This is a genomic window from Rhizobium sp. Root1203, from assembly GCF_001424945.1.
Classification (GTDB): domain Bacteria; phylum Pseudomonadota; class Alphaproteobacteria; order Rhizobiales; family Rhizobiaceae; genus Rhizobium.
In genome coordinates this window covers 35,074-59,078 of record NZ_LMCW01000013.1, presented here as the reverse complement: position 1 = coordinate 59,078, position 24,005 = coordinate 35,074, and the positions used below count along the sequence as shown (strand labels likewise).

The window sequence follows — 24,005 nt, the reverse complement described above, 5'->3', positions numbered from 1 at the left end:
AAAATCATCCGCGAGATTCTCAGAAATGAGACTGAGAGACCCGCGCCGCTTCCTCCCGATTTTTCCAACAAAATGTTGAAACCTATAGATATTTCGAATTGGCACACCTCTTGCTGCTCCTTGTTCGAGGATCGGACAGGCCGATCTCTAGTAAAGAGGAGACTCTCATGGACCTCGGTCTTTTCATGATGCCGCTGCACGACCAGCGGCGCAACTATACGGAACTGCTCAAGCAGGACCGCGAAGCAGTAATTTTGGCTGACCGCCTCAACTTCTCCGAGGTTTGGGTAGGTGAGCACATCACTTGCGCATGTGAGCCAATCTCGGACCCGCTTCAGTTCTTTGGCACGCTGATCCACGCGACCAAGCAGATCAAGTTTGCCACCGGCGTGCTGAACCTGCCGCAGCATCATCCGGCTCGCCTGGCCGGTGAGATCGCTCAGTTCGACCATTTGAGTGAAGGTCGTTTCATCATGGGCGTTGGCCCTGGTGGCCTTGTCACCGACATGGAACTCTTCGGTACGCAGGAGAAGAACCGTGCCGAGATGACGACCGAATCCATCCGGATCATGCATCAGATTTGGTCGCAGGACCCGCCATACGACATCAAGGGCAAGTATTGGGACGTCGTGGTTGAAAAGACGCTTATCCCGAGCCTTGGCTTCGGTCCTATGCTGAAGCCTTATCAGCAGCCGTTCCCTGAATTGGCAATTTCGGTCATGAGCCCCTCGTCGAGCAGTGCTCGTCAGGCTGGTGAGCAAGGCTGGAGCATCGTCTCGGCGAACTTCACTCCGCTTGCAAACGTCAAGACACACTGGGAGCAGTACGTTGTCGGCTGTGAAAAAGCAGCACGTCGCCCCGACCGCAACAAGTGGCGCATCGCTCGCTCGATTTTGGTTACGGATTCGGATCAGGAAGCCGCTGAATACCTCGCTGACGAAACCTCATCCTACAACTGGTACTACGAATACATCGTCGAAGACATGCGTGCGTTTAAGCTTCTTGGCGTCCTCAAGCCTTCCATGAACACTCTCGACAGCGAAATAACCGTCAAGAACTGCCTTGATTGGATGGTCATGTCGGGCTCGCCGAAGACGGTCTTGGACAAGCTCGTTGCCTTCGTGGATGCCGTCGGTGGACCGTTCGGCACTCTGATGATGACGCAGAAGGACTGGGATCGCCCGGCGCTTCATAAGCGTTCGATGGAACTTCTGTCCACGGACGTGATGCCCAAGTTGCGCCAGCACGTCGGCACGCTTCAGGCCGCAGAATAAAGACTTGGCTGATATGGTTGTGCAGGCCAGCGCCTGCACAACCAACGAATATAAGAAAATTCGGGTGGGAAATACCTTTTAGAAACTCTTAACTGGGAGCTTTGAAAATGAGTTCAGATCAGAAATCGGGCTTGGGCATTCCGGCACGCACGGCTGACTTGCTTAATGATATTGCGCTTGATCGCCGCCATTTCCTCTTTGGTACTGCCGCGATTGCAGCAGGAGCAACACTCGGAGCTTGGGTGCCCTCGGCCGAAGCAGCGGTCGGCGGAAATCTGGAAGTGATGGCTTGGGAAGGCTACACATTGGAGAGCGAAACGGCTGAGTGGCGCAAGGCGAACAACCTGACAATGCGTGCCGCCATCATGAGCAATCAGGATGACGTGACCGCGAAGATCGTTGGCAGCAACGCCGTGCGCCTCGACCTCGCTGAATACTCGAACGGCTACAACGCGATCTACAACGATCTGAAGGTTCTGACCGAACTCGACGTTTCGAAGATACCCAACTACAACAAAGATGACATCTACCCGCCCTTCTATCAAGGCGACATGTGGTTTTGGGACGGCAAGCAGTGGGCGATGCCGTGGGTATGGGGCCTCGACACGATCGTTATACGGCCCGACTTGGCCGGTGGAGTCGAAGTCAAGAGCTACGAAGACCTGCTGAAGCCGGAGTTCACTGGCAAGCTCGCGTTCCTCGACAATCCGCTGACAGTTTGGCCACAAATCGCCAAGGTAACTGGCTATGGCCCGAAATTCCCCAACCTCACAAAGGATGAACTCACCGATTGCTTCGAAAAGCTGAAGCCTTACCGTGAGCAGTCGAAGGTGTTCGCTTCGTCCAACGGCGACGTAATCTCGCTTTTTGCCTCCGGCGAAATCGCGGCGTGCTTCTGCGTTTGGAGCGCTGTACCGCTTGAGACAGCGAAGCAGAACGTGACGACCGTATCGGTATACCCTAAGGAAGGCGGAGCCGTTTGGGCGGACGCATGGTTTATCCCCAAAACTGCCGAGAATATCGACTCCGCATATGCCTTCATCAATGAAGCCTTGAAGCCGGAAATCCAGGCGTCGATCTGCAAGACTGCAGTTGCGGCTGCGGTGTCCAAGAAGGCACCAGCACTCATGGACGCGCAGACGAAGGACCTGTTCGACTACGATAACTTCGACGAAAAATTCAAGACGTTGAAGATTTACGGTCAGCCACCACGCACCTCAGACAAGTTCGCCACCTATGACGACTGGTTGCAGGTTTGGGCCGACTTCCGGGCAGGCTTCTAAGCTGTCGCTCGCAGGCTTCGGCCTGAGGTCGAAGCCTGTTGGCTCTTGTCGCTGGGTTGGTTGCAAACCCCGCGTTACTGTCGTTTTCTAAAGTACAGGATGAACGCCGATGGCGACCACCGTTGAATATGTCGGGAAACCCCCGGAAGAAAGACGCCCTATGCGAATACCCCGGCTTCCCCAAGGGTTCGGATTGGCCTCGCTGCCCCTCGCGTTTCTAATCATATTCTTTCTTGTACCCGTCGCCCTGCTGTTTGTGACGAGTTTTTGGGCAGCGCGTTCGTTCGTCATCGAACACGTTTGGAACATCGACAACTACGCGCGAATTCTCTTGGCTGAAGGATTTTGGCAGGCCACTTGGGTCGGCATGAAGAACGGCTTCTACACGGCGGCGTTTTCGGTGCTGTTGAGCTTTCCGGTCGCTTACTATCTCGTCTACAAGACCAAGAGTAACCTCATTCTTTATCTGGTTCTGCTTTCCTGGTTTTCCAGTTATCTCGTACGCGTCTACGCATGGCGAACCATTCTGGGTACCAACGGTGTGATCAACTCGTTCCTCATGGGAACGGGTATCATCAAGCAGCCATTGGAGGTCATCCTGTTCAGCCCGCTCGCCTCAGTCATTACGCTCGTGCACGTCATGTTGCCGTTCGCCTTGCTGATCCTCGTTTCGTCCCTTCGTGACGTCAGACAGGAATATCTGGAAGCTGCGCGCGACCTTGGCGCAACCGGCCTTGCAGTCCTTACGAAGGTCATATTGCCAATGACCCACAAAGGCATCGTCGGATCGTTCATGTTCACCTTCATCTTGGCAGCAGGCGATTACATCACTCCGCAGTTGCTGGGTGGACGTGACGGCGTCACGAGCGGCCTTCTGATCGCAAACCAGTTCCGTAGCGCCGGTAATTGGCCCCTCGGATCGGCGATGGCGTTTGTTCTGCTTGCTACTTTCGTCGTCGTGTACGTGGTGTTCGTGCAACTGCTCAAATTTGCAAATCTCGCGCCCGGTCGGCGCTACCACAGGTGACGACGATGCTTAAAACCTATCTCGGTGCATATCTCCTGTTCCTGTTCGCCCCTATCGCGATCATTGTGCTGTTCAGCTTTCACAGCACACCTGCACTCACATTCCCCATCGAGGGCCTGAGCCTCCGCTGGTACGCAACCCTGTTGGAAAAGCCCGATTTCCTGGCGTCTCTCTGGAACAGCCTGAGGGTTGGCTTCTTCACCTCGATCGTGACAACGTTTCTGGGCACTCTCGCCGCACTGGCACTCATCAGATTGAAGGGTCGTTCAAAGCACGCTTTCGAGATTTTGAACTTTGCGCCAATCGGGCTGCCCGGCCTGTTCCTTGGTATTGCGCTCGTCGCCCTTTACGCCGCAATCGATCTGCCGCGCTCCCTACTGACGGTGACGATTGCTCACGTCTTGTTCACACTTCCGTTCTTCGTAGAAACGATGCGATCCCGTATCAACTACTTCGATCAGTCCCTGGAAGAAGCCGCCCGTGACCTAGGTGCCACGCAAATGGAAACCTTCAGATTGGTGACCATCCCGATCTTGGCGCCGACAATTGTTGGTGCTGCGATCCTGACGTTCGCTTTGTCCTTCGACGAGTTTATCATCACGGTCTTCGTTAGCGGCAACGACACGACGCTGCCGCTCTATATCTGGTCGATGATGCGACGTACCGTTGATCCGTCAATCAACGCCGCCAGTGTTTTGGCTCTCGCGCTTTCCATCCTCGTGCTTGCTGCAGGCGGATTCTCTCTCTGGCTACAAAGAAGAAGAGCCGTCGCCATTCGCGACGATGCTTAAAAAGGGGTTCGAACATGTCTCAGAATATCGTTGAACTTAGCAACATCACCAAGAAGTGGGGCATCTTCACCGCCCTGGAGAACATCAGTCTCGACGTGAAGAAGGGTGAGATTCTCACTCTTCTCGGTCCCAGTGGCTGCGGCAAGTCCACACTCATGCGCATCGCTGCGGGCTTCGAACTACCATCGCGCGGCCACGTCAGGATCAACGGGACTGATATGACGGCGGTGCCCCCGGAAAAGCGGCCTGTGAACATGGTGTTCCAGCGCTACGCCCTGTTCCCTCATTTGGATGTGTTCGACAACGTCGCATTTGGCCTTCGGTTGAAGGGGCTGCCGAAAGCGCAAATCAATGACGACGTGAATGCGATGCTGAAGCTTGTGCAGCTCGAGGACTATTCTAGTCGCTGGATCGGTGAGATCAGCGGCGGGCAGGCCCAGCGTGTTGCTTTGGCTCGTGCACTTGTCAACAAGCCGTCCGTGCTGCTCCTAGACGAGCCGCTGGCTGCACTTGATCTGAAGATCAGGCACCTCATGCTCGACGAGCTGAAGCGAATTCACACAGAAACCGGAACGACATTTATATACGTCACCCACGACCAGGATGAGGCCATGATCCTATCTGATCGGGTCGTTCTGATGAACAAGGGCACAATCGAGCAGATTGGAACGCCCGACGAAATGTACGGTTCACCGAAGACACTTTTCTGCGCCAAATTCTTTGGCGAAACGAACCTGCTTGATGGCAAGGTTCGCAATGCCAGCGCGTCGGGCGCTTTGGTGGACGTCCCGGTCGGCTCGGCGCAAGTTGGGAAGGCCGGTCTCCTCGATGGGTCCAGCGTCCATCTCTCTATTCGGCCGGAAGCAATCAACATCGCGTCAGCCAATGGTGCCGGAGACCGCGCTAACGAGGTGAAGGGTCAAGTGGAAGACGTCACGTTCATCGGTAGCCGCGTGGTCTACAAGGTTCGCCACCAAGCGGGTACGTTGTTGAAATGTCAGGAACCGCGATCCGCCTCAGGCATCCGGTTCGGAGTTGGAAGCGACGTGTCGCTGACTTGGGACCCTCAGTCCGTAGTCGTTCTCGCAAGTTAAGCCGATACATTTAAGTTAGGTATTGAAAATGTACGATTACATCGTGGTAGGTGGCGGTTCGGCAGGTTGCACAATTGCATCCCGGCTCAGCGAAAATCCTGACAGCACAGTGCTGCTTTTGGAACAAGGCGCCCGCGACTGGAGTCCTTATATCCATCTGCCGGTGACGTATTACAAAACGTCCAAGAGCAACATGCTTACCCGCTACCGGCTTGAGCCGCAGATGCATCAGGGCGGCGCGACGCCAGAATTTGTGCAGGGACGCGTGCTTGGCGGCGGCAGCTCGGTGAACGCGATGGTCTACATGCGCGGAATCCCGCAAGACTATGATACTTGGGCCGCCGAAGGGTGTGATGGCTGGGCATACAAGGATGTTCTGCCCTACTTCAAGAAGGCGGAGAACAACGAACGCTTCGCTGGAGAGGTTCATGGGACTGAAGGCCCGCTATCCGTCTCAGATCAGAGGCATACCCACTATCTAACGAAGGCCTGGGTTAAGGCCGCTCAAGAATACGGCGTCAATTTCAATCCCGACTTCAACTCCGGGAATCAGGCGGGGGTTGGCTTCTACCAGGTAACCATGAAAAATGGCCTCCGTTGCAGCGCTGCTGCTGCATACCTTCGTCCGGCCCGCAAGCGCAAGAACCTGACGGTGCAGACCAAGACCAAGGCCCTCAAGATTCTCATTGAGAGCAACAGAGCGATTGGCGTTGAATACCTGCACAACGGGAACGTCGTGCGTGAAATGGCCAGCCAGGAAGTGGTGGTCTGTTCAGGTGCCATCGGATCGCCCCACCTTCTGCTTTTGTCTGGTATCGGCCCTGCTGATCACCTACGGGAACTTGGTGTACCCGTGGTGCATGACCTTCCTGGCGTCGGTCAAAATCTCCAAGATCATTTCGACATGTTCTTGATATCAGAGCTTACCGGTCCTCATAGCTACGATAAGTACAAGAAGCTTAGATGGCAGGCTTGGGCTGGCTTGCAGTACGCTCTATTCCGCAACGGCCCTGTCACGTCCAACGTTTGCGAAGGCGGAATGTGCTGGTACGGCGCGGCCGACGACAAACTGCCAACGCTGCAGTATCACTTCCTCCCCGGAGCCGGTGTCGAAGAGGGATCAGACTCCACCCCGAGCGGCAATGGGTGCACAACCAATGTCTATCAATCCCGTCCCCGGTCTCGCGGCTTCGTGAAGCTGAAAAGCGCTGACCCCAGCGTCTTCCCAATGGTCAATCCGAACTATCTGGCCGAAGAATACGACGTCGAGTGCCTTGCCGAGGGTGTGCGCATTGGACAGGAAATTCTGCAGCAGAAGTCGATGTCGAAGTATGTCGGCGAGCCTTACCGGCCGGGTGGCATATTGAAGACCAAGGCTGAAAGAATGCAGTTCGTCAAAGATACCGGACAAGGCGCACTCCATCCTTCCGGCGCATGCAAGATGGGCACCGACGACATGGCTGTTGTCGATCCTCAACTGCGCGTGAGAGGCATCGACGGTCTGAGGGTGGCAGACACCTCCATTCTGCCGCGTGTGCCGTCGGGGAACCTGAACGCACCAGCCATCATGGTCGGCGAGCGTGCCTCAGACTTCATACGCGGGAACAAGATTCCGCTTGAATTCCGCCTGGCCGGGGAGTGACATGGACCTGCTGCCCGCCGTTCCAGCTGATGATCCAGGTAATTTTTCCTGGTGGCAACTCGATGTTCGCGCTACCTCGAAGGTTGGGATAAAACCCACCCTAGACCGCAAAATCGACGCGGACGTTGCCATCGTTGGCGGCGGGTTTACCGGCCTGTGGACAGCCATAGCTCTGAAGGAGCGCTCCCCGAAGCTAAGGATTGTGGTGCTTGACGCTTATCGATGTGGCGACGGAGCCAGTTCTCGAAACGGCGGTAATGTTCACGGCTATTGGGGCGCACTTCCAACGCTGATATCTTTCTATGGAGCCGACAAAGCGCTTGAAGCCGCACGATTGGGGACTTTGGCCCAGAAAAAGCTTCGAGCTTTTGCAACTTCGAAGCCAAATGATGTTTGGTGGGTCGAAGAAGGCTATCTGCGCGTTGCAACATCCGAAGCTCAGAAGTCGAAGCTAGCTGCCTTCATAACTGTCGCCCGCGAATTAGGCGTGCCGGATACCGTGCGGCGGGTGGGAAAGTCAGACCTTTTGTCGCTGTGCAATTCTCCGAAATTTGAGGAGGGACTGTTCTTCTCCGAAGGCGCGACCGTCCATCCTGCGCGTTTAGCTGCGGCAGTTCGCGAAAAAGCCATTCAACTCGGCATCGATATCTACGAAAACACTCCTGTGATCTCGGTCCAGCAAGGGTCGCCATGCTTTGTCGCGACATCGCAGGGGGGTGTCACCGCGCGTGACGTGGTGTTGGCGAATTACACTGGCACCATGGCCATCCCATCTGTGGGACGGACGACAACGCTCTTTTCCAGCTTCCCTGCTATGTCAGAGCGCAATGAACTCGAATTGGAACGGATTGGCTACAAGGCCGCACGCGGCATTGCCGACCTGCGTATGTTCACCCATTACTTTCGGCGCACGCGAGACGGCAGAATCTTGATGGGCACGGGCTCTGGCCCGATCGGCTTCGGCAACAACCATAGTGCCGCTGCCCTAAGGCGAGACGAGCCAAGCCTTGAAAGAGCCAAGATCGGCCTTCGGCGGTTCTTTCCCGGAATGTCTGCTGTTGTGTCTACCTGGGGCTTTCCGATTGAAGTGACGTCGGATCGTTTGCCCTACTTCGGAACTGCCGCAGGTACACGCATTCATTATGGTTCGGGCTACTCCGGCCACGGGGTGAACGCCACGGTCATTGCCGGTGAATGCCTTGCTTCGATCGTCCTTGGTGAAAAGGATCAATGGTCGAATTCAGTGTTCTGCAACAGAACCAGGGTCAATTTTCCATTGGAACCGTTCCGCTACGTAGGTGGCTCAATAATCAGAAACGCCATCGTTAAGTGCGAGGACGCTCAGGACGCAGGGCTGCCTCAGCCGTTGGTGGCGCGAGGCATCGCCGAGGTTCCGCGAATGATCGGCATGCGTATTGGCATGCGCTAATCCAGAAGACGACGAAGGGGAATCATGTCCATCCAAAGATTCGAGAAGAATGGGAAGCGGCTCAGCCACGTCCTCGTTCATAACGGCGTTGCCTATGTCACCGGCCAAGTTCCCACCGACAGAACACAAGACATTGCCGGTCAGACCAAACAATTGCTCGACCGCATGGATCATCTTTTGGAAGTCGCAGGCACAGATAAATCGAAGATACTTTTTGCGCAGATTTGGCTCAAAAACATCACCAGAGATTTCGCTGCGATGAACCAGGCCTGGGAAAGCTGGATACCTGAAGAGGCCTTACCCGCCCGTGCGACTGTCGAGGCGAACATGGCAGCCGAAGAGATTTTGATAGAGATAGCCCTACAGGCTGCCGTTTGATCCAAGCTACTCGTTTGCCCGTCCTCTCTTGGTGAACGGTAGCCGCATTTTCCTATCGCCCGCTCAATGACAGGCTGTACTGCTTCAGTTTTCGATAAAGTGTTGCGCGGCTAATTCCCAACGCCTTGCCACAAGCTACAGCATCGCCCCCATGCAATTTTATGGCGTTTAGAATTGCGTCACGCTCGGCATTGTGAGCTGCGATCTTGGACGGAATGGTCAAGTTGACGTCCTTCTTTTGCAATGTGGGGACCACAACATCGCGGTTCGGCTGGGCTGGTGCGACCGGTGGGATCGGCCCACTACGCGGCGAAAAAGCCGGAGTGAGCATCAGGTCGTCTTCTTGAACGATCCCGTCACTTGCCAGCTTGGCAGCCCGAGCGATTACGTTCCGCAACTCACGGATATTACCCGGCCAAGAATGAGCCAAGAGCGCCGCCATCGCTCGATTTGAGATCGATACTGGCGAGCCACCTTCGTTCGCTTGGTCGAGGAGAGTTTTAATAATAAAATCTAGATCAGTTCTTTCACGAAGTGCTGGTATCGTGATGATCGTTCCTGCAAGTCGGTAAAACAAATCCTGCCGAAACGTTCCAGCCGCCACCTTTTCGTTTAGGTTCTGGTGTGTAGCCGCAACAATTTGTACATCAACCATGCGTACCTTTCCGGAACCCAAGGGCATCACCTCCTGCGTTTCCAAGAACCTAAGCAGGCGGGTTTGCAATTGAAGCGGCATGTCGCCGATCTCGTCTAGGAATAAGGTTCCCTTATCCGCTTCCACGATACGCCCTGAGTTGCCGTCTTTGCTCGCACCTGTAAACGCTCCCGCGCTATATCCGAATAGCTCGCTGTCGATGAGCGACTCGGGAACGGCAGAACAGTTGAAGGCCACGAACGGACCGGCAGCTCGTCCACTTTCATAATGTATAGCGCGGGTCAATGTGTCCTTTCCTACGCCGGTCTCGCCCAACAACAAGACATGCAGGCCGCTTCCGAAAACTCGTTTGAGAATATTCAGATTTCTCGCCATCTGCGGATCGTTGCCGGCACATTCCGCAAGCGAGGTGATCTTCCGTACTGGTCTCGCGCGACCGGTTTTTCCCGATGTAAACGCACCGCCGCTTGGAGCTGCTGGCGAAGCTGAAATTGGCCGCTTCAGGACGACGTCAATTAAATTCCCGCTTCCCAGCATGCGCATCTCACGCAGGTTTTCACACAGGTATTCTATCGTGGGATTGCTTCGGATTCTCTCGAACACGCCCCATAAGCTGCGCGATCCGATAGAAGAGTCGTCGAGCCTGAATTGAGCGCGAGCGTTGCGCGTTGCGCCGACGATCCGAAAATCGGAATCTACAGCTATAATTGCTGGAGAACGCTGCTCGATATTTAGCGTCAACGTATAATACTTACGGTAGAATTTTCGAAAGTACGCGGTTTCCAAACGATCTGCGGTTATTTGAGCAACGCCGTAGACCACTCGGTGTGCCAGCTGAGGCACGCCCGGATTTCGCGTCGAGAGATTTACAACCCCTAGAACGGAGCCATCCGGCCCGAAAAATGGTGCAGATGCGCATGCCTGACCGGTCAGATCGGCAAAGAAATGGTCGGAAAGGTAAACGGCAGTTGGTGTAAGGTTCTTGAGAGCAGTCCCGATGCCGTTCGTTCCTCCAACCTCTTCCGTCCATACCGCACCGATGCGGTCGGTCCCACAATAGTAGGTTGAATCCTTGCTTCTTCTCTCAGCGATAATTACGCCATTGCAATTGGCCAAGTGAGCGCTGTAACCGCCCCCTTCGATCATCATCAAAGTCGATTCAAGTTCGCTAGTCGCGAGAGCCACGTCGTTGTCGAAAAAATCACGCTCGGAACGTATTTCACGAGATGACAGATCGACGAGTTGTGGGCGTGAAGGATCTAGCTTGTAGTCCTGGAGACACCGAGCCCAGGACGCGGTCCGCCACGACGCGGATGTCTCATCTGCGCCAGAAAGAACCGCCTTCTCAATCAGTCGGAAGTGGTCATCAATATCGAGCATTCTGCAGCTCCTGTAAGTCTCGGCATTTAGTCCGGCAAAATTGATGCAAGTCAAGAACGTTGCTTGTCTCGTCTCGTCTCACGAATGAGACCGATTTGAGATTACCGACATCAGAATGGGCAATATGACTTTTTTCGGCTTAAGATCAGATAGTTATCAGCATGGCACGCCCGTTGCACTGCTGCAAGTGACTATCGAACCTGCAGCAACACTGCGATGTGGAGATTCAAATGAGGTATACCGATACCAAGCTTTTCATTGGCGGGGAGTGGACTGACGCGAGCGATGGCAAGACGCTAGAGATCGCCAATCCCGTCAACGGTGAAGTAATCGGCGCGGTTGCGCACGCGTCTAGGAGCGACCTGGAAAAGGCAGTCGAAGCTGTTGTCGAAGGTTTTAACATCTGGAGCGCTACGTCTGCATTTGAGCGCTACAAGGTCATTCGTAAGGCTGCCTCCCTGCTCCGAGAGCGTGTAGAAGACATCGCACGGCTTCTAACCACCGACGAAGGCAAGCCGCTCACGGAATCGCGCATGGAGGTCAACTCCTGCGCGGATCTTCTCGATTGGTTTGCCGAAGAAGGCCGACGGACCTACGGCCGCGTTGTCCCCTCGCGTTCGGTGACCGTTCAGCAGTACGCATTGAAGGAGCCCGTGGGGCCTGCCGTGGGCTTTACCCCATGGAATTTCCCGATGAGCCAGATCGTTCGCAAGCTCGGTCCGGCTCTTTCGGCTGGCTGCTCGATCATCATCAAGGGACCGGAGGAAGCTCCGGCAGCTCCAGCCGCGCTTTTCCGCTGCTTGGAAGAGGCAGGCATTCCGGCCGGCGTTGTGAACCTCGTCTTTGGAAATCCTGCCGAAATCTCCGAGTTCCTCGTGCCGCATCCAGCCATCCGAAAAGTGTCTTTCACCGGCTCCGTTCCAGTCGGAAAGAAGTTGGCTTCGCTCGCTGGACTGCACATGAAAAGAGTCACGATGGAACTTGGAGGCCATGCTCCGGTCATTATTGCCGATGACGCAAACATCGACGCAGCGACCACCGCTTTGATCGGCTCCAAATATCGCAACGCGGGCCAGGTTTGTATCTCTCCGACCCGTTTCCTGATCCAGTCCACGGTGCACGACCAGTTCGTCGAAAGCTTCGTGCGAAAGGCTGAAGCGCTGAAAGTTGGAGACGGACTGGCAGATGGCACACAGATGGGGCCACTTATCAACGAACGCCGTCGCAACGCCGTAGAAGAATTGATCGAGGACGCGGTCTCCAAGGGCGCAAAACTCGAAACCGGGGGCGAGCGTATTGGCAACAGCGGCTATTTCTTCGCTCCAACCGTTTTAACCGGCGTTACGACCGAGATGCGAGCGTTGAACGAGGAGCCGTTCGGACCGGTGGCACTTGTTCGTTCGTTTGCTGATCTCGACGAAGCGTTGGCCGAGGCAAATCGCCTGCCGTTTGGACTTGGATCATACGCGTGGACCACCAGCTCCAATACCGCCCGCAGAATAGCCCACGGCATTCAAGCAGGCATGGTTTCCGTCAATCACGTTGGTCTTGGCTTGCCCGAGACCCCATACGGTGGCGTGAAAGATTCGGGCTATGGCTACGAAGGTGGCTCCGAAGCTCTCGATGCGTACACGAACATCCGTTTCGTAACCCACGAGACGAACTAACACGGCGCAACCGACCAGCGATGGAGGACATTTCGAATGATTAGGCCAGATGATTTCCGTGAAGCCATGCAGCGTTTCGCCGGTCCAGTGACGGCGATAACAACCATGGAAGATGGAGTGCCTCGCGGCTTGATGGCCACTGCGGTGACAAGTCTATCTGCCGAGCCGCCGTCACTTGTTGTGTGCATCAACAAGTCAGCCTCCGCCCATGATGCAATCTTGCGTCAAGGCTTTCTCGGTGTGTCGGTTCTACCCGACACACTGATGGCATTCGCAAGTCATTTCGCGCGAGCAAAGGGTGCCGATCGATTTGAAGGAGCGCTCTGGTGCTTCCAAGAGACCGGAGCGCCCTTGCTAGCCGGAGCGTCCGTCGCTTTCGACTGCCGCATCGCGGATACACACGACGGCTACAGTCACACGATCGTGGTTGCGGTGATCCACGACATTCTTCTCCCGAACGACAACGCTGATCGATGCTTGCTTTGGCATCGCAAGGGCTTTGTCAAAGTGTCACCTCAGGAAACTGAAGTCGCAGCCACCAGCAGCCTTTGATGGAGTTAAACATGCCTTTTTCTCGAATTGAAGACGCGATTGAAGCAATTGCTCGCGGTGAGATGATCATTGTTGTCGATGATGAAGATCGCGAAAATGAAGGCGACATTCTCATCGCGGCGGACGCTGTTACCCCGGTGGCTATCGCTTTCATGATGAAACATGCTCGCGGTCTCGTGTGTATTTCGATGACTGATGAACGGCTAGACGAGCTCGATATGCCGTTGATGGTCAGCCGGAACTCTGAATCAATGATGACTGCGTTTACAGTATCCGTCGACGTCATTGCCGGAACGACCAGCGGCATCTCTGCAGGTGATCGAGCCGCAACAATTAGAGCCTTGGTGGATCCGCATGCGACCCCATTGGATTTTGCACGTCCGGGCCATGTTTTTCCGCTCAGGGCCAACCCGCAAGGGGTTCTGGGTAGGCAAGGCCATACAGAGGCGGCAGTTGACTTTACGCGGCTGGCCGGGCGCTCCCCCTCAGGTGTGATCTGTGAGATCGCCAACGACGACGGTTCGATGGCGCGGCTTCCACAGCTTATCGAATTCGCCGAAGCACATGGGCTGCTCTTGGTGACGATCGAGGATCTGATTGCCTACCGCCGCAAGAACGAGCAGTTCGTGGAAAGGATTGGCCTGGCTGAGATGCCTACGCGTTTCGGTGACTTCAAAGCCATCAGCTATAGAGACCTGAACAAGGGGGTCGAACATATCGCCCTAATCAAAGGCGACTGCAGAAAGGGTACTCGGGTACCGGTCAGAGTGCATTCAGAGTGCCTCACTGGGGAGGTACTCGGATCGCTCCGTTGTGACTGCGGCGAGCAGCTCGAGATGGCGCTTTCGATAATCAATGACGAAGGCGCAGGCTGTCTAATCTACCTTCGTGGACAAGAAGGAAGAGGTATCGGACTAGGGAAGAAGATCGCCGCCTATGGCCTTCAAGATCAAGGGCTCGATACACTTGAGGCCAACCGCGCATTGGGCCTTCCAGATGACAGCCGTGATTATTTGGCGGCGGCTTCGATCCTGCGGGACCTTGATATTGATGACATCACGTTGTTGACCAACAGCCCAGCAAAACTCGAAGCCATCCAGGAATGCGGGATCAAGATCACCGGTAGGCGCAGTCTACTTGCAGCGTGCAAGGCAACAAATGTGTCATACCTTCTGACGAAGAAAGAAAAATTTGGCCACTTCCTCGACACAGCCTGGACCCTTGAGGCTGGATAACATGCGCAAGTCAGCGAACGGACCCATGATCTGGATTGGAAAGAGGAGGGAAATGCTTCTTCGGCACTGCGGCATGGGTCTGATTGTTGCTGTCATTGCTCTTGCTGCTGCTTTGTCCGTGGTTCGCTACGCGCGAGACGAGCTGGCTGCGCCGCCGCTTATTCGAATGAGCGAAGGTCATTTTGAGGTTAACCGAGAGAACGCGGCTAGCCGCACAGGGCGGCAAACCGACCTGTCTCCGAGCAGATACGCCTTCAGAGTGAACACCATCGCTTCGACATCGATGCGATCTGTCTTCACACGCCGGCCTCGACGCGACACCAAAAAGCTGGACGGATCCAGGACGGTAGTATCGATACCGCGGTTGAGGAGAAAGCGGGCAAGCCAAAAACCACTATAGCTGGCCTCGAAACAAACCCGCAGCGGTCCCGCGGCACATCCTGCCGGAGAGCCCTCTATGGTGCTTTGAATTCCGACAGGAGAGCCTCGGCGTTGCCGCCGGCAACTGAGGTCGTCTGCACCTTGTCTGAGCCAGGCAAGCCGACCGACAACAGCTACATCGAGAGTTTCAATGGCAAGTTCCGCGTCGAGTGCCTGAACGCACGGGCAAAGATGGAGGATTGGCGTAGACTAAAACGAGTTCCGGCCACATAGCGCGATCGGCAACAAGGTGCCGATTTCGCTCATGAACGCCTCATCGGCACCCCCGCCGAACTGAGCCTCAACCCCGGAAAATTCCAGCCCCCGCTGGCCCAAATTCGGGGAGCACCTCAATCTCCAAAAAGCGATTCAAACTCATCGACCATTGCCTTCCGCTCGGCATATATTTTGCGCATCCTGTAGATGTGCCGATCAAAAAACCGCTATCCATCCAATCCACCAAGGTCATCTGATCGATCGCGGGTCCACCGCGGTCGGTCCACCATTTCAAGTCTATAAGACGTTCCACCAGATGCTCGGGCGCGATCAAGTAGCCTAAACGAAGAGCTGGGACCAAAGTCTTCGAGAAAATTCCGACATAGATCACACGATCAGATCGGTCCAACCCGGCAAGTGAGGAGGGTGGACTGGCATCGAAGCGAAACTCGTCCTCAACGATGTAGGAGTCGTTCTCGACAGCCCAATTTAATGCCTGCAATCGGCGCTACAAGCTCGTCACGGCGCCGGTAGGAAACTCATGGCAAGGGACTACATGCAAAAGGTCGGCGCGCTAGGTCCGATCGGCGATGCGTCTACAACAAGTCCGGCATCGTCGATTGGAACCGGCAAAAGCGTCGCCCCATTCATGCGTATCAGGTTGTGCACGGGCACGGGGCATGGATCTTCAATCACTACCGGACGATCTTTCGACGACGAGAACGGGGCCATGATGCGGTTCAAGTCAGCACGGCAATGCGAACGCCCCTTCTCAACGCACAGCCAGATCGCCAACCTTTTCCATCTTCATCAACGAAGCGAGGCTGAAAGCGCCCGATTGAACCTTCTCGCTCACGACATCCGGCTGTTGCGAATGCGTTCGCGGTAGGCGCCGGGACGGATACCGAAGCGGCGGTGGAAGGCCTGGTAGAAACGCGAAACGGAACCGAAGCCTGCTTCGAAGGCCACCGCCGTGACCGCGATATCGGAACAGGCCAACAGCGATTGCGCGGTGTCCAGCCGGTGCTGGATGATCGACTGGTTGATTGTCATGCCCAGCGCGCGGCGGTAAAGCGATGTCGCATAGTTGGGGTGCAGGCCTACATGGGCGGCGACATCGGGCACGCCGATCTCTTCCAGAGCATGCTCACCGATAAAACGCAGCATCCGTTCCACATGTTCCATGCGAGCAACGGTGTCGCTGAAGCCGGGCATCTCCAGTGAGGCGCTGTCTCTCAGGTCCCGCCAGTCATCCCGCGCCAGCCTGCGGACGCGGGCAGAAATCTCCTGCCGGGCGATATCGGCGGCCTCGTCGTCGCCGGACACGAGGTCGGCACGCCAGCGCAGGAACTGCCGCCGCTCCCCCTCATCGGCCTCGCCGGGCTCGATCATGCTACCGCGGAACACCGTTTCGCGAAGCCGGTTGATATTCGGTAGGTCAAGGAACATCGAAAGCGGTAGATAGAGGCAGACGAACTCCGTCTCCACTTCGCAGTCCACCACCTGGTGGGGAATCATGCCCCAGAACAGGCAGAACCTGTTTTCGTCCACCGTGATGCGCCGCTGGTCGAAACTATAGGTCATCGACCCCTTCAGCACAAAATTTATCTCCACTTGGCTGTGCATGTGTGGGGTCTGCATGCACTTCACGCGCGTCAGCGAGCCAGCGCAGAGCCGATGGCCGCCGTAGACGACCAGCGGATAGGCTGCGCCCAGCTCCGGACGAACCGGAACTCCTCCAAGCCAGTCAATTTCTCGGCGCTCTGCAGGCATAATCTTTGAAAACAGGAAATTAAATCGGAAAACCGCGTAGAACACTACGCAATCCCAACCTAGCGTCAAGGGCATTATCAACGGCGACAGGTTTGCCGCTTCCGCCGGAGGAAATGGTGGGAGATATCGGGAGGAACATTCATGCCTATCGTGCACATGCTGCGTGCCCTTGCTCTTGGAACCGCCCTCACCGCGGCGCCGGCGCTTGCGGGCGAACTGGTCATCAATGCGGATAAGACCGACCCACCCTCGAAGAAAATGATGGATTCAGTGATTGCTGATTTCCAAGCTGAATATCCCGCCATCACGGTCAAGTGGAACAATTTCGACCACGAGGGCTACAAGTCGGCGATCCGCAACTTCCTCACCGCCAACCCGCCAGACATCTTCGCCTGGTACCCCGGCAACCGCATGATGCCGTTCGTCAACGCCGGGCTGGTGGAAGACGTCACCGATGTCTGGGAAAAGAACAAGCTGGACGACACGCTGAAATCGTCCGCCAAGTCGGTCGAGGCGGACGGCAAGAAATGGGGCATGCCCTATTCCTATTACCCCTGGGCGGTCTACTACCGGAAGGACATTTTCGACAAGCTGGGCATCGCGCCGCCGAAGACCTGGGCCGAACTCCTGGCCGCCTGCGCGGCGCTGAAAACCGCCGGTATCACACCCTTCGCCATCGGCACCAAGGCACTTTGGCCTGCCGGCGGCTGGTTCGACTATCTCGACCTCCGGGTGAATGGCTATGAATTCCACATGGACCTGACGGCGGGCAAGGTGTCCTACGAAGACCCCAAGGTGAAGGCCGTGTTTGAGAAATGGGCCGAGGTGGTCAAGCCGGGCTATTTCCTGGCAAATAATGCCGCCATCGACTGGCAGGAGGCGATCCCGCAATTCGTGCAGGGCAAAGCCGCCATGTATCTGATGGGCAATTTCGCCGTACCGATGATGAAGGATGGCGGACTGAAGGCGGAACAGATCGGCTTTGTGCCCTTCCCGGAGGTGACCCCCGGCGTGCCGCGCGCCGAAGATGCGCCGACGGAGGCCTTCTTCGCCGCTTCGGGCGGCAAGAACAAGGCGGATGCGCGCACCTTCCTCGCCTATCTCGCCCGTCCGGAGGTGCAGGCGAAGATGAACGGTTTCACCGGCCAAATCGCCGCCAACAACCAGTCGCCACGGCCTGAAGACCCACTCCTGAAGGCAGCGACGGAAACGCTGGCGACCGCCTATGGCCTGGCCCAGTTCTATGATCGCGATGCACCGGCGGAAATGGCCAAGGCGGGCATGGAAGGATTTCAGCAGTTCATGCAGTCGCCGGACAAGCTCGACGCCATCCTTGCCCGGTTGAACAAGGTCCGCAGCCGCGCCTACGGCGAATAATCGCCACACGCTGAGGCCGCGACGGCATCCGGCAGGGCATGAAGCCTTGCCGGATGCCGGTTTTCTTGCTTCCGGACACTGCGGAGTAACCGATGACAAGCCTGTCACATGAAACGGGGCAGACGCGCCGCGCCGAGTGGCGGCGGCAGCTGCTGCCCTTTGCCTTCCTGGCGCCAGCGCTGGGGATGTTTACCGCCTGCGTGCTTTACCCGATCGCCGATAGCCTCTGGCTCAGCCTTTATGACTGGGACGGGCTAGGGCCGAAGACATTCATCGGGTTGGACAACTATATTGAGCTTTTCGCCGACGACGCCTTTTATACCGCGCTCGGCAACAATCTGCTCTGGCTGCTGTTCTTCCTGCTGGCGCCGCCGCTGGGCCTCGGCCTTGCCCTGCTGCTTAACCAGACGGTCACGGGCATCCGGCTTTACAAGTCGCTGTTCTTCTTCCCGTTCGTTGTCAGCCAGATTGTCGTCGGCATAGTCTTCAGTTGGTTCTATGCGCCGGATTTCGGCCTCCTGACCGCGCTGATCAAGACGTTGACGGGAGCGGAAACCGCCATTCTGGCCGACGAGCGCTTTGCCACCTACGGCATCATCGCCGCCGGTCTCTGGCCACAGATCGCCTATTGCATGATCCTCTATCTCACCGGCCTCAACAACATCAATCCGGAGCTGATCGAAGCGGGCCGCATGGATGGTGCGCGGGGCCTCAGCCTGTTCTGGCATGTTGTGCTCCCGCAGCTCGGGCCCGCCACCTTCATCGCCGCCGTGGTCACCATCATCGGCTCGCTGCGCTCCTTCGATCTGGTCTCGATCATGACCGCGGGCGGCCCCTATGGGTCCACGCGCGTTCTCTCGTTCTACATGTATGAGCAGGCGCTGTCAGAATTCGGCTACCGGATGGGTTACGGCGCCGCTATCGCCGCAGTCCTGTTTGCCATCATGATGGTCTTCATCAGCCTTTTCATCGTGCACATGCTCAAGAAAGAAAAGGCCGGATGATGTTTCCCACCCCTATTGCAAAGGCCTCGGCCCCGGCGCGCCTTGCCTACCGGCTGCTGCTGCCGGTCAGCCTCGTCTGCTGGCTACTGCCGCTCATCGGCGTGCTGATGACATCGGTTCGGCCACTCGGCGACCTCGCCGCCGGCAATTATTTCGGTCTGCCGTCACGCATCGATTTCACCGAAAACTATGGGGCACTGTTTTCCAGCTCGCCGATTGGCCATTACCTCCTGAATTCACTCCTGATCACGCTGCCGTCCGTGGCGGGGGCGATTGCGTTGGCCTGCCTTGCGGGCTTCGCGCTCAGCACCTACCGGTTCCGCGGCAATCTCTTCATCTTCTTCCTTTTCGTCGCGGGCAATTTCGTGCCGTTCCAGATCCTGATGGTCCCGGTGCGCGATCTCGCACTGCGGCTTGGCGTCTATGACTCCATTCTCGGTCTCGTCCTGTTCCACACGGCGTTCCAGACCGGGTTCTGCACCCTCTTCATGCGCAATTTCATGCGTCAGCTGCCCTATGCGCTGATCGAGGCGGCCCGGATCGAAGGTGTCAGCGAGATCAGGATCTTTATCCATGTGGTGCTGCCGCTGGTGCGACCCGCCATCGCCGCACTCTCGGTGCTCGTCTTCACCTTCGTCTGGAACGATTACTTCTGGGCGATGGTCATGGTGCAAGGCGAACACGCCATGCCGGTGACGGCGGGGCTCTATGCGCTCAAGGGCCAATGGATCGCCGCATGGAATCTCATCGCCGGCGGCGCGGTGGTCGCGGCGTTGCCGCCCGCCGCCATCTTCTTTCTCATGCAACGCCATTTTATCGCCGGGCTGACGCTTGGCGCGACAAAAGGATGACAGGGCCATGACCTCTTCTTTCACGCTTTCGCGCCCTTTGCCGGGAGGCCGCCATGGGTAATGTGCGCCTGCAGGCGGTTTCCAAGCATTTCGGCATGGCCGAAGTCATCAAGGACCTCGATCTGGAGATCGCGAATGGAGAATTCTGCGTCTTCGTCGGGCCATCGGGCTGCGGTAAGTCCACGCTATTGCGGATGATTGCCGGGCTGGAGGACATCACCACAGGACGCCTGGAGATCGCCGGGCGGGACATGACCGGCGTCGGCCCGGCCGGGCGCGGCACTGCGATGGTGTTCCAGTCATATGCGCTCTATCCGCATATGACTGTGGCGCAGAACATTAATTTCGGCCTGCGCATGACGGGTCACCCCGCGGACGAGATCGCGCGGCGAACAGCAAGGGCCGCGGGGATGCTGCAACTCGATACCCTGCTCAACCGCAAACCCTCGCAACTGTCCGGAGGGCAGCGCCAGCGGGTGGCAATCGGCCGCGCCATCGTGCGCGATCCGGCCGTCTTCCTGTTCGACGAACCGCTGTCGAACCTCGACGCATCCCTGCGGGTGCAGATGCGGGCGGAGATTTCCGGGCTGCACCGGGAGATCGGCACGACCATGATCTACGTGACGCACGACCAGGTGGAAGCGATGACCATGGCCGACAAGATCGTGGTACTGAACCGTGGACGGGTAGAACAGGCCGGTAGCCCCCTCGCCCTCTACCATTGTCCGGCCAACCGGTTCGTCGCCGGCTTCATCGGCTCGCCCGGCATGAATTTCCTGCCTGGACACGCACGGTCCGCAGATGGCCGAACGAAGGTGGAACTCGCGTGCGGCGGCACGCTTGAGCGAGCGCAGGCGATCGCCATGGCGGAAGGGCCGATGACGGTTGGCATCCGCCCCGAACACGCCCGAGTCGGCCGCGCAGAGGGGGGCACCTTCAGCGGCGTGCTCACCCATGTGGAGTTCCTCGGCTCTGAAACCGTACTCTACTTGAACCTTGCCGATGGCAGCACATTCTGCCTGAAGGCCGATGGCCTCGTCCGGGCCACTCTCGGCGAGACGGTGGAATTCCATGTGCCTACCAAGGCCTGGCACCTGTTCAATCCGGAGGGCATAGCTCTCCTCAATGGAGATCTAATGCAATGAGTCTCGGTGTGTGCTACTATCCCGAACACTGGCCGGAAGACTGGTGGTCGCGGGATGCTGCCCGCATGACGTCCTTGGGAATCCGCCATGTCCGCATCGGCGAATTCGCTTGGTCGCGACTCGAGCCCGCGCGCGGTCTGTTCGATTTTGGTTGGCTCGACCGGGCGATGGACGTGCTTTCCGCCGCGGGACTGAAAATCGTTCTTGGCACACCCACGGCTACCCCGCCAAAATGGCTAATCGATGCCTATCCCGACATTCTGCCCGTTGATGAAGACGGCCTAACCCGAGGCTTCGGCTCGCGCCGGCACTACAGCTTTTCCTCGCAAGATTGGTGGCGCGAAAGCCGCCGCATTGTCGAGGTCCTGGCGGACCGCTATGGCCATCATCCTGGCCTGGCTGGCTGGCAGACGGACAACGAATATGGTTGCCACGGCACCACGTTCTCCTATGGCCCCGAAGATCTCGCGGCCTTCCGCCAGTGGCTGCGGCAGCGCTACCAGAGCGCGGAGCAGCTGAACGAGGCTTGGGGCTCGGTCTTCTGGTCCATGGAGCTCGACGGGTTCGATGCGGTGAGCCTGCCGAACCTGACCGTCACCGAGGCTAACCCGGCGGCCCGTATGGATTACTGGCGCTTTCTGTCCAGCCAGATCGCCGCCTTTGACCGGATGCAGTGCGAGATCATCCGGGCCCGCTCGCCGGGGCGCTGGATCACCCATAACTTCATGGGCTTCACCAATGATTTCGACCATTGGGCCGTCGGCGACAATCTCGATTTCGCCTCCTGGGACAGCTATCCGATCGGCTTTGTCGAGAAATTCCCTTTCACGGAAGATGAACGCGACCGATGGGCGGAAACCTCCCATCCCGATATCGCCCCCTTTCATCACGATCTCTACCGGGGCGTCGGCAAGGGCCGGTTCTGGGTGATGGAACAGCAGCCGGGACCAGTCAACTGGGCGCCGTGGAACCCCGTGCCGAAGCCCGGTATGGTGCGGCTCTGGACACTTGAGGCGATGGCGCACGGGGCCGAGGTGGTCAGCTACTTCCGCTGGCGCCAGGCGCCCTTCGCCCAGGAGCAGATGCATGCGGGCCTTAACCTGCCGGGACTGCACGAGCTTTCTCCCGGCGGCCGCGAGGCAGAACAGGCGGCGCGGGATCTCACCCTGCTCGGCACGCTCGGCGGAACGGCACAGGCGCCGGTCGCACTTCTCTACGATTACGAAAGCTGGTGGTCCACACGCATCCAGCCGCAGGGCCGGGATTTCCGCTCCGAGGAACTGGCGTTCCGCTGGTACGAGGCGGTGCGCAGACTGGGGCTAGACGTCGATTTCGTGCGGCCAGGCGCGGATCTCTCGGCCTATCGCCTCGTGCTGGTGCCCGGCTTGGTACATGTCAGCGATGACGCCTGCCGGGCCCTGGGGGCCGCAAAAGGCGTGGTGCTCTACGGGCCGCGCACCGGCTCGCGCGACCGGAACTTCCGCATTCCTGAAAACCTGCCGCCTGGGCCACTGTCCGGGCTGACAGGCGTGCGCCTGCGGGAAGTGGCGTCCTTGCGCCCCGGTCTATCCGTGGCGGTCCACGGCGCGGTCGGGGGCCGGATGATCCGCTGGCGCGAGCATCTCGAAGTCCGGGATGCCGACGTGCTTTCCACCTTCCCGGATGCAAGCCCGGCGCTGACCGTGCGCGGCAACCAACATTATCTCGCCGGCTGGCCGGATGAGGACCTGCTGCACGCCACGATGCGGCTGCTAGCGGACAAGGCTGAGCTGGACGTCACTCCCCTGGCCGCGCAGGTGCGGTTGCGGCGGCGCGGAAACCTCACCTATGCCTTCAATTACGGGCCGGAAAGCTGGAACGTGCCAGAGGGTGTCGATCTGCTCCTCGGCGGCGCTGTTCTGGGCCCGCAGGAAGTTGTCGTTTGGCGGACGGACAGCGGTGCCGTTGCGCCCCTGAAGGAGACCAGCCGATGACGTCGCTCTACTCATCTCCCCCTTCCCCGTCAGCCCGCGCGCATGCATCGGCACTGACAGGCGGCGAACTCGCTTTCACGGCGTATCGCCCGCAAAACGGCATCTTCGCCTACCGTGGCGATTGCCTGTCGATGGAGGCGCAGCCACAGACGAACTATTTCGTCAATCCGGACGGCAGCCCGGCGGACCATACGGCGCCGGTCGCCGCGCTGGTGGTCGAGGCTCCCGTCTTTAGCTTGTACGCCCGCGTGAGCACTAGGCTCGGCTCGCTCTACGATGCGGCCGGACTGATCGTTGAAACCGGGGATCCGGCAGGTGGCTCCGCTGGGGAGTGGGGCAAATGCGTCATCGAGCTTTCGCCCTTCCTGCGGCCTACCATCGTCAGCGTCGTCACCCGGGAAGTCTCGGATGACGCCAATGGCGAGGAACTCCGCACTCCCGAGGCGCATCTGCGCGTGCACCGGAATGGGCCGATTCTGGCCTTTCACTGGTCGGTGAATGGCGCCGTGTGGAAGCTGGCCCGCCTGTTCAGCCTGAAGGGCATGGACGGCCCGCTGCGCGCGGGGATGATTGTGCAGGCGCCGATGGGGGACGCGCTGACCGCTGTATTCTCCGGCATCTGCCTGGAGACGGGCGTCCCAATCGACCTGCGCAATGGGGAATAGGCCAATCGGGCGGGGTTTTCCCGCCTATCCCACGTCGAATCGATGCATGGCCGCTCAGGCCGAATGCCGGAAGAGGTGATATTCGGGCATTGCCAACTGAACGAAATGTGGAAATCGAAGTGCGATGAGCAGACAACGTGACATCGCCCCTAGCGCCCATTTCGCTCTCGTTCG

At 57.8% G+C, this 24,005-nt stretch carries 20 protein-coding genes and 2 pseudogenes; 19 read left to right on the top strand and 3 right to left on the bottom strand.

The genetic code is table 11. The annotated features are described in order from the left end of the window. Positions 1-167: 167 nt before the first annotated feature. The 8 genes from ASC97_RS16560 to ASC97_RS16525 all read left to right on the top strand — a co-directional run bounded on the left by ASC97_RS16560 (position 168) and on the right by ASC97_RS16525 (position 8,918). Entirely contained in the window at positions 168-1,274 is a 1,107-nt protein-coding gene (locus ASC97_RS16560) for an LLM class flavin-dependent oxidoreductase (protein WP_057469449.1), read from the top strand. Between the two features lie 107 nt (positions 1,275-1,381). Continuing rightward, complete coding sequence (locus ASC97_RS16555) at positions 1,382-2,557, top strand: ABC transporter substrate-binding protein (protein WP_082530020.1); 1,176 nt, start codon at positions 1,382-1,384, stop codon at positions 2,555-2,557. Between the two features lie 331 nt (positions 2,558-2,888). Further along, positions 2,889-3,584 carry an ABC transporter permease gene (locus ASC97_RS16550; protein ID WP_244481492.1) on the top strand — a complete coding sequence of 232 codons (696 nt, stop codon included), beginning with the start codon at positions 2,889-2,891 and terminating at the stop codon, positions 3,582-3,584. Positions 3,585-3,589: 5 nt separating this feature from the next. After that, a complete protein-coding gene (locus tag ASC97_RS16545) occupies positions 3,590-4,375 on the top strand; it encodes an ABC transporter permease (protein ID WP_057469502.1) in 786 nt (261 codons plus the stop codon). 14 nt (positions 4,376-4,389) lie between these two features. After that, entirely contained in the window at positions 4,390-5,469 is a 1,080-nt protein-coding gene (locus ASC97_RS16540; protein ID WP_057469447.1) for an ABC transporter ATP-binding protein, read from the top strand. Positions 5,470-5,497: 28 nt separating this feature from the next. Continuing rightward, on the top strand, positions 5,498-7,111 hold the full coding sequence (locus ASC97_RS16535; RefSeq protein WP_057469446.1) for a GMC family oxidoreductase: 1,614 nt from the start codon (positions 5,498-5,500) through the stop codon (positions 7,109-7,111). Between the two features lies 1 nt (position 7,112). Then, entirely contained in the window at positions 7,113-8,540 is a 1,428-nt protein-coding gene (locus ASC97_RS16530) for an FAD-dependent oxidoreductase (RefSeq protein ID WP_057469445.1), read from the top strand. 24 nt (positions 8,541-8,564) lie between these two features. Beyond that, on the top strand, positions 8,565-8,918 hold the full coding sequence (locus ASC97_RS16525; protein WP_057469444.1) for a RidA family protein: 354 nt from the start codon (positions 8,565-8,567) through the stop codon (positions 8,916-8,918). A 52-nt stretch (positions 8,919-8,970) separates the two neighbouring features. Here ASC97_RS16525 and ASC97_RS16520 read toward each other — a convergent pair whose 3' ends face one another. Next, a complete protein-coding gene (locus ASC97_RS16520) occupies positions 8,971-10,953 on the bottom strand; it encodes a sigma-54-dependent Fis family transcriptional regulator (protein ID WP_057469443.1) in 1,983 nt (660 codons plus the stop codon). Positions 10,954-11,183: 230 nt separating this feature from the next. On the opposite strand from ASC97_RS16520, the gene ASC97_RS16515 reads away from it, so the two are divergent. The 4 genes and pseudogenes from ASC97_RS16515 to ASC97_RS33025 form a co-directional block, all read left to right on the top strand. Continuing rightward, on the top strand, positions 11,184-12,620 hold the full coding sequence (locus tag ASC97_RS16515) for an NAD-dependent succinate-semialdehyde dehydrogenase (protein ID WP_057469442.1): 1,437 nt from the start codon (positions 11,184-11,186) through the stop codon (positions 12,618-12,620). 66 nt (positions 12,621-12,686) lie between these two features. Next, complete coding sequence (locus ASC97_RS16510; protein WP_244481491.1) at positions 12,687-13,172, top strand: flavin reductase family protein; 486 nt, start codon at positions 12,687-12,689, stop codon at positions 13,170-13,172. Positions 13,173-13,183: 11 nt separating this feature from the next. Further along, entirely contained in the window at positions 13,184-14,407 is a 1,224-nt protein-coding gene (locus ASC97_RS16505) for a bifunctional 3,4-dihydroxy-2-butanone-4-phosphate synthase/GTP cyclohydrolase II (RefSeq protein ID WP_082530033.1), read from the top strand. A gap of 510 nt (positions 14,408-14,917) precedes the next feature. After that, positions 14,918-15,125 (top strand): annotated as a pseudogene (locus tag ASC97_RS33025) (integrase core domain-containing protein); the annotation flags it as partial. Positions 15,126-15,128: 3 nt separating this feature from the next. Here ASC97_RS33025 and ASC97_RS16500 read toward each other — a convergent pair. Next, a complete protein-coding gene (locus ASC97_RS16500; RefSeq protein WP_057469439.1) occupies positions 15,129-15,545 on the bottom strand; it encodes a hypothetical protein in 417 nt (138 codons plus the stop codon). Positions 15,546-15,754: 209 nt separating this feature from the next. Between ASC97_RS16500 and ASC97_RS35315 the strand changes: the two are divergent. Continuing rightward, a pseudogene (locus tag ASC97_RS35315) lies at positions 15,755-15,932 on the top strand (IS6 family transposase); the annotation flags it as partial. Here ASC97_RS35315 and ASC97_RS16495 read toward each other — a convergent pair. Next, positions 15,896-16,861, bottom strand: a complete 966-nt coding sequence (locus tag ASC97_RS16495) for a helix-turn-helix domain-containing protein (protein ID WP_244481490.1) — start codon at positions 16,859-16,861, stop codon at positions 15,896-15,898. The pseudogene ASC97_RS35315 and the gene ASC97_RS16495 sit on opposite strands and share 37 nt — an antisense overlap. Before the next feature lie 96 nt (positions 16,862-16,957). Between ASC97_RS16495 and ASC97_RS16490 the strand changes: the two genes are divergently transcribed. From ASC97_RS16490 to ASC97_RS16465, 6 genes are all read left to right on the top strand, one after another. Beyond that, positions 16,958-18,193: an ABC transporter substrate-binding protein gene (locus ASC97_RS16490; protein ID WP_057469438.1), complete on the top strand. Its 1,236-nt coding sequence runs from the start codon at positions 16,958-16,960 to the stop codon at positions 18,191-18,193. Positions 18,194-18,378: 185 nt separating this feature from the next. Next, positions 18,379-19,197, top strand: a complete 819-nt coding sequence (locus ASC97_RS16485) for a carbohydrate ABC transporter permease (protein WP_057469500.1) — start codon at positions 18,379-18,381, stop codon at positions 19,195-19,197. After that, positions 19,197-20,048, top strand: coding sequence for a carbohydrate ABC transporter permease (locus tag ASC97_RS16480; protein WP_057469499.1), 852 nt, complete (start codon positions 19,197-19,199; stop codon positions 20,046-20,048). Before ASC97_RS16485 ends, ASC97_RS16480 begins: the two co-directional genes overlap by 1 nt. Before the next feature lie 53 nt (positions 20,049-20,101). After that, the gene (locus ASC97_RS16475) at positions 20,102-21,193 is read left to right on the top strand and encodes an ABC transporter ATP-binding protein (protein WP_057469437.1); all 1,092 of its coding nucleotides are present in this window, start codon (positions 20,102-20,104) and stop codon (positions 21,191-21,193) included. Further along, positions 21,190-23,166: a beta-galactosidase gene (locus ASC97_RS16470; protein WP_057469436.1), complete on the top strand. Its 1,977-nt coding sequence runs from the start codon at positions 21,190-21,192 to the stop codon at positions 23,164-23,166. The genes ASC97_RS16475 and ASC97_RS16470 overlap by 4 nt, the downstream gene beginning before the upstream one ends. Then, positions 23,163-23,831, top strand: coding sequence for a DUF1349 domain-containing protein (locus ASC97_RS16465; RefSeq protein WP_057469435.1), 669 nt, complete (start codon positions 23,163-23,165; stop codon positions 23,829-23,831). Before ASC97_RS16470 ends, ASC97_RS16465 begins: the two co-directional genes overlap by 4 nt. Positions 23,832-24,005 lie beyond the last annotated feature (174 nt).